The following is a 6,082-nucleotide window of genomic DNA, read 5'->3' as shown; positions in this document are numbered from 1 at the left end:
AACCGACGTAGGCTGACCCTGAGTCCCGGAACGGGACGTTAGGGATTGGCACGACGCTTGCGTAAGCAAGAGGAGTGCCAAAAGCCTATGTGTCGCAGACCAAGCGAGGGCGTAAGTCCCGAAGCGCAGCGGTTAGTCGCTGTTAAGCGCAGTTGCAAAGAGTTAGTCAAGATTTTTATTGTTTTTTGCAGTTCTACCAGTTTTAAACTGGTTCAGTATATTATTTGGAACAACTGATGCTTCAAATTCAAAGATATTTGGATTTGAATACGGATTTTCAATGAGAATAAAAGTATCTGAAAAAACTTTGGTTGGCTTACAGTTATCTTCTGCTCCTGCTTGACTGCATTTTGGATCAGTAGAGCAGTCGTATATTGTTTTGTGAATAATTATCTCATTTTTATTTGTTATTCGTAATTGACTAAAATCTGTTTTAACTTGTCCTTCAAGATCGCATGAGGCTAAGGTGTCATTTAAGGGAATAGGTAACGTATATATTTTGTTTTCAGATAAGATACCTATTGTATCAGTTGGCATAGCACAGCAATTATAGCAGGTATATTCAAAGCCTGAAATAATTTTAGAATTTTCCGCAAATGATTTTGGATGTAGATTGTTTATTTCTGGAATATAATTTAATTTTTCTTTTTTGTTAAAAACATAAATCGTCTGGTATTCACTATATTCATTTTTTGCCGATATTAATTCTATTTTATATAAATCATTGTCTAAAATTGTTTTAGTTTCGGTAGTTAAGTCTCTTTCAAATACAATAAATTTATCTAGGAATTGTTTGGTGAATTCTATCTGATTTAGATCGGAATTTGTAAATGGAAAGATTCCTTTGAATTTCGGAAAAGATTTATAATTTCTACTTTGATTGAGAGATTCAATGTTTTCGTGAATAATCGCAAAGCCTGAGAAAATATATCCATTTAGTTGTTCAGTTTCAACTTTTAGCCATAATCCTTTTTTCCCTTGTATGTAAGTAGTTGGCCCAATAAATTCATTTATCTTACCTGATGTATTTATTGGAAGAGTAGTAATTTTATTATAATTTTGTCCAGGTCCCGATCTCAAGATTAATCCACTTTTAGCTATAACCTCAAAATACTTTTTCTCTTTCTGAAATAGATGGCAGGAGATTAACAAAAAGACTATTATTAGATAAACTGGTTTCATATTTTTTTTTGCAATTGCGCTTAACGAACTAGGGGAGACGACGTTTCCCGACCCTGAGTCCCAACGGGACGTTAGGGACTGGCACGGAGTTTGCGGAAGCAAACGAGTGACAGAAGGGAAATGTGGCACAGCCCAAGCGAGGCCTCGTGCCGAAGCGAAGCGTTTCCCCGCTGTTATGCGCTGTGTCCAATGTATAAGAATAAATGTAAATTAAAGATTTAAAACCTAATTCTTCAAATTTTTCTTGTTTTTAATTGTAGGTTCCATCAGACATTCTGCTTAATCATGATATATTCATTGTGAAAATAAATATTTTGATCTTTCAGTTTGCAATTTATTAATTATTTTTTTATATTGAGTATTGAGTTCAATATCTTTTATTTCATTTCGATAGATAAAATAGTATTTCAATGGATCAGTCAATAAATCAGGAAATTCTTCACCAAGTAATACTTGCTTTCTATTAACTTTATCTAAATTTTCCATATTTTGAAATAGAATATATGATAATATAGAATTCAATTGAAAATTCAAGTTTTTCAATTCCGATTTAGATTTTAAATCTAGAAAGAATTGTCCTCTATCGTTTATAATTATTAAATTATGATCTTTATTTGACAATTCAACAATAGCCCCCATACCCGGACCAACAGTTTTTGAATAAAATTTGAATTTAGATTTTTCAAGTTCTGATTTGTAAGATTCGATATAATTTATTAAATTTATTTCGAAGGAATCGTAAAAGTTCATACTTATAAAGTTTTATTTTGAGCAGGATTTGTTGCTTTAAGAGCGAAAATTTTTTTTCTTAATTCATTTTTTTGGACATTGCGCATAACGAACTAGACTAACCGACGTAGGCTGGCCCTGAGTCCCAACGGGACGTTAGGGACTGGCCACGACACTTGCGTAGGCAAGGGGAGTGCCAGAAGCCTATGTGTCGTAGACCGAACGAGGGCGTAAGTCCCGAAGTGAAGCGGTTAGTCGCTGTTATGCGCCGTTTCGTATATTGTTCTTTAATTTTATTAAGTTACATTTGTTTTTAAAACATTGTGAAAGAAATTCCAAGATTTTTTATCTCTTTGTGTTTAAGTTTCTCAGTTTACTTATTTAGATTATATTATCTATGAAAGTGTAAAATTTAATTCTTTTTAACATTGTTCAGAAAATGAATAAGAAAACTGAAGGTATAATGGAAATAATAAATAGGATAGAAGCAAAAAAGTAACGTAGAAATACCGGCATTTCTACGTAATTTGGTTGTTTGCTGATTTCAGTTTCTAAATCCATTTTAAATAACAAATATATTGACCAGTAAAAAAGTAAATTCTGTAAAGGTAATAAAAATATAACTGGGAAATAGTTGATAGGCATTGTAATTGGGGAAAAAATGCCAACGAGAAAGAAAATTGCTGCCGTAGAATAAGGAAAATAGAATATAAATAATGTAATAATTGTTATTTTAAATAATTTCTTATTTTCTGTTTTTACTAATTTCTTAATTTTATTCGTAATATTTTTCATAAATTCAATTTGGATTTCCGTTTAGTTAATTTGTTTAAGAATTTTTACATATGCTGTACTTTTGAAAATATAAGGTCCATATAACTTATTTATTTGGATCCATCCAAGTTTATTCACTTTAGTCATGAAATTCAGTTGCTAATCGAGTGATTTTTCAGAAATGGCGCATAACGAACTAGACTAACCGACGTAGGCTGTGCCCTGAGTCCCGGAACGGGACGTTAGGGATTGGCACGACGCTTGCATAAGCAAGAGGAGTGACAAAAGCCTATGTGTCGTAGACCGAGCGAGGGCGTAAGTCCCGAAGTGAAGCGGTTAGTTGCTGTTATGCGTAGTCAGCCCACTTTAAATTTATTTAAGTTCTTTAAACTTTTCATTCTTATTATATCTTCATTTTTCACCAGTAAATGTCTTGATTCAGCTAAGGAGACTGGGTCGATAATCAAACACTGCATTAATGAAATTACTATTTTGAGAAAGGCCTTTTGAGTAATTTGATCATACCAGTTTTCGTTTTTATCCGAATTTGGAATCATACCAATATGAGTTTTAACAGATAAAAAGGAATTATACTTTCTTCCCCAATGACCATCAAGTCCTTGGAATTCACATAGTCTTAATACTGGGATTCCTGCAATGCTTGCAAGGTCTAAGCTAGCAGAATTTACTCCTATCGCAAGATCAAATGTTTTATAGATTTCTTTCTGATCCTTATATCGATCATACATTTGATATTCAATATAATTTTCATAATCTGGGTATCCGTTTTTGATATATTCCGTTCGATTTTTTAATCCAGCTATAGAAAGGCAAAAATTAGGAAAAGATTTTAATACTTCCTTTAAATCTTTATATATTCTTAAATTTGAATTTCTCCAGGGCTCAGTTTCGTGATGCCTTACAAAATATAGAATTCTTAAAATTTTTTGTTTTTTGGGTTTATTGATACTTTCTGATTGGTCCCAATAGTTTCTTGAAGTGAGATTATGAATATCAATTCGCTTAAATTGAAAGATGCTTAATTTTTTTGGTTTGAAGCCACTGTTTTCTGGAGAAAATACATGATTAATTTCTTGAGGTAAATATTTCTCAAACAATTTTGCTACCCAAGCAAGCCGAATTAGACTATTGCTGTTGAAATTTATAATAAAGTCAGGTATTCCGAATACAATTGCGTAAGTATAGTTAATGGTGATTATTCCAAATATATTTTCTGAAATTATTTCTTCATCAGTCGAAAGCCCTTGAATCCTGATAGCTTCTGATTTTTTCATATATATTGGAATTTGATTTTTGTCTTGAGATTCATAATGAAGTTGTTTTGCAGAATGCAGCAGTCTAATTGCATCGCCAACTTTTCCTTCAAGAGAATGAACAAGTATCCTAGTCATATTATTTTCTTAAGTAGTTTAATTTGGGGCTGATTACGCATAACGAACAAGCTAACCGACGTAGGCCGGCCCTGAGTCCCTGGAAGGGACGTTAGGGACTGGAACGACACTTGCGTAGGCAAGGGGAGTGCCAGAGGCCAATGTGTCGCAGACCGAGCGAGGGCGTAAGTCCCGAAGTGAAGCGGTTAGCGGATGTTAATTGCAGTGTCCAATAACTAGTAAAAAATTGGAATAGGAAAGTAAAGAAGTTAAATCTAGTCTCTTGAAATTATTTCTTCTTAATTTCTTAAATCAATTTTCGCGTGAATATCCCAAACAGAGTAAAGTAAAACAGAACTGTGCAGGAAACTAGACAATGTAAATTAATAATGAGAAAGACGTTAAAAGAAACTAAGCCTTAATAAATATCTTTAATTTTTTCTTTTCTTAATTCTTCGTCTTTCTCATTTCTCTTTTTACACGCCTTGAATAAAAACATTCAGCGAAAATTTGAAACAAAAATATCTTAATATATTTTTTTTGGACATTGCAATTAACGAACTAGACTTAACGACGTAGGCTGACCCTGAGTCCCAACGGGACGTTAGGGACTGGAACGACACTTGCGCAGGCAAGGGGAGTGCCAGAAGCCTATGTGTCGCAGACCGAGCGAGGCCTTGTGCTGAAGCGAAGCGTTAAGTCGCTGTTAATTGCAGTGTCCAATGATTAGTAAAGAATTCGTATAGGAAGGTAAAGAAGTTAAATCAATTCTCTTAAAATTACATCTTCTTAATTTCTTAAATTACTTTTCGCTGGAATATCCCAAACAAAGCGAAGTAAAACAGAACTGTGCTAGAAAATAGCAAATTAAAGTAAATAATGAGAAAGACGTTAAAAGAAACTAATCCTTAATAAAATTCTTCAATTCTTTCTTTTCTTAATTCCTCGTCTTTCTCATTTCTCTTTTCATACGCCTTGAATAAAAACATTTAGCGAAAATTTAAAACAATATTATCTTAAATTCTTTTTTTTTGGACATTGCAATTAACGAACTAGACTAACCGACGTAGGCTGGCCCTGAGTCCCGAATGGGACGTTAGGGACTGGAACGACACTTGCGGATGCAAGGGGAGTGCCAGAAGCCTATGTGGCGCAGCCCAAGCGAGGGCTCGTCCCGAAGCGAAGCGGTTAGTTGCTGTTATGCGACGTTGCGGGGAGCGACACGGATGTCGCAATCTTAGTTCAAATCCTCTTTAATTCTTAAGTATTCATCAGGAGTAATGATTTTTAGACCCTTGATTTTTTCTAGAGTTAAAAGGTCTTTATCACCTGTTATTAATAAATCAACATTTGCTGAGAAAGCAGTTTCAAGAATATGGAAATTGTCTCGATCTCTCAAATTGAAATAGTCTTTAAGAGGTTTATTTTTAATTATAGTGGTAGCACTTCTGATTTCCGCAATTGTAAATTGTATGAAGTCATTAGGTAGTTTAAACTTAGGTTTAGCTAAAGTTTCTTCCAATTCGTCCAGAATTTCATTAGAGATATATCCAATGAAAATATCATCGATTATATCTTGGAAAACCAATCTAGGTTTACCATTGAATAAAATAGCGGAAATATAAATGTTAGTATCTAAAAGAACTTTTAACATTAAGAAGCTTTTTTACTTCTTCTAACTGCTTTAATTTCTTGAAAAATGTCAGCTTCGGTAAGTTTAGATTTATCGATAGTCTTGGATGCAAAATCGAAGACCGCTTGCCATTTAGATTTTTTTTCAATATAAGTCCTTGCAGCTTCACGAATTAGTTCAGATCTGGATCTGTGTTCTCTTTTTGCAATTTTATCAATTTCTTTTAAAAGAGCTTTTTCGAAAGAGATATTAACAGTCTGATTCATAATTTCCCATCATATACAAGATTTGTATACTTGTCAAATTGTTTATTTCTGGGATTTTCTTCTAAAACGCCGCACGGATGCGGCGACTCTTCCCCGCAATGTTCGCA

5 protein-coding genes are annotated in these 6,082 nt (G+C 33.5%); all 5 read right to left on the bottom strand.

The genetic code is table 11. The features are described from left to right. Nucleotides 1–162: 162 nt before the first annotated feature. On the bottom strand, nucleotides 163–1,182 hold the full coding sequence (locus ND811_RS18625; protein ID WP_265353506.1) for an SH3 domain-containing protein: 1,020 nt from the start codon (nucleotides 1,180–1,182) through the stop codon (nucleotides 163–165). Between the two features lie 294 nt (nucleotides 1,183–1,476). Next, nucleotides 1,477–1,932 (bottom strand): hypothetical protein, encoded by a 456-nt coding sequence (locus ND811_RS18620; protein WP_265353505.1) that lies wholly within the window; start codon nucleotides 1,930–1,932, stop codon nucleotides 1,477–1,479. 1,109 nt (nucleotides 1,933–3,041) lie between these two features. After that, entirely contained in the window at nucleotides 3,042–4,097 is a 1,056-nt protein-coding gene (locus tag ND811_RS18615; RefSeq protein WP_265353504.1) for a hypothetical protein, read from the bottom strand. Between the two features lie 1,216 nt (nucleotides 4,098–5,313). Beyond that, nucleotides 5,314–5,730: a putative toxin-antitoxin system toxin component, PIN family gene (locus ND811_RS18610; RefSeq protein ID WP_265353503.1), complete on the bottom strand. Its 417-nt coding sequence runs from the start codon at nucleotides 5,728–5,730 to the stop codon at nucleotides 5,314–5,316. After that, nucleotides 5,730–5,975, bottom strand: coding sequence for a CopG family ribbon-helix-helix protein (locus ND811_RS18605; protein ID WP_265353502.1), 246 nt, complete (start codon nucleotides 5,973–5,975; stop codon nucleotides 5,730–5,732). The genes ND811_RS18610 and ND811_RS18605 overlap by 1 nt, the downstream gene beginning before the upstream one ends. Between the last annotated feature and the right edge of the window lie 107 nt (nucleotides 5,976–6,082).

The organism is Leptospira soteropolitanensis (assembly GCF_026151655.1).
Taxonomy (GTDB): domain Bacteria; phylum Spirochaetota; class Leptospiria; order Leptospirales; family Leptospiraceae; genus Leptospira_A; species Leptospira_A soteropolitanensis.
The sequence above is the reverse complement of the archived record's forward strand: the minus strand, read 5'-3'. Positions and strand labels throughout refer to the sequence as shown.